The organism is Acetivibrio straminisolvens JCM 21531 (assembly GCF_000521465.1).
Classification (GTDB): domain Bacteria; phylum Bacillota; class Clostridia; order Acetivibrionales; family Acetivibrionaceae; genus Hungateiclostridium; species Hungateiclostridium straminisolvens.
Window position 1 is genome coordinate 1 of sequence record NZ_BAVR01000185.1, and the last position, 628, is coordinate 628.

1 protein-coding gene is annotated in these 628 nt (G+C 42.4%); it reads left to right on the top strand.

What is annotated here, in order from left to right; genetic code table 11:
* On the top strand, positions 1 to 497 hold a 497-nt coding region (locus JCM21531_RS17400), incomplete at its 5' end, for a carbohydrate-binding protein (protein ID WP_038291740.1).
* Positions 498 to 628: the final 131 nt, after the last annotated feature.

The following is a 628-nucleotide window of genomic DNA, read 5'->3' on the forward strand; positions in this document are numbered from 1 at the left end:
ACGGTGCAAATTCTTTCAAAGCCAGAGTTGCATCCGGCGCAGACACTCCTACCAACATCCAACTGAGGTTGGGAAGCGCATCCGGAACCCTTATAGGCACCCTTACTGTACCTTCTACAGGAGGCTGGAACGATTATGAGGAAAAATCCTGCAGCATAACCAATACTAAAGGATTAAACGACCTGTACCTGGTATTTAGCGGTCCTGTCAATATCGACTACTTCATATTCGATACTGCCAATATAGGTCCTACTCCTACTCCTACCCCTACACCTACACCTACGCCACAACAATCGCAGAACTTAGGTGATTTAAACGGCGATAAACAGGTTAATTCAACGGATTATTCGATACTAAAAAGGCATATACTCAATATAAACAGAATTTCAGGAGATGCCCTTGCCAATGCCGATGTAAACCGTGACGGAAAGGTTGATTCCACCGACCTTACGATGCTGCATAGATATCTTCTTGGTATAATTTCTAAACTTGGATAATGACCCGGACAGAAAAAGGGGGTAGCAATATGAGAAAGAAATTATTGTCAATTTTCATAATTCTGGTATCTTTTACCGTTTCGTTTACCCTGTTTTCGGTAAATGTACAGGCCAAAACGGTTACGTCAAAC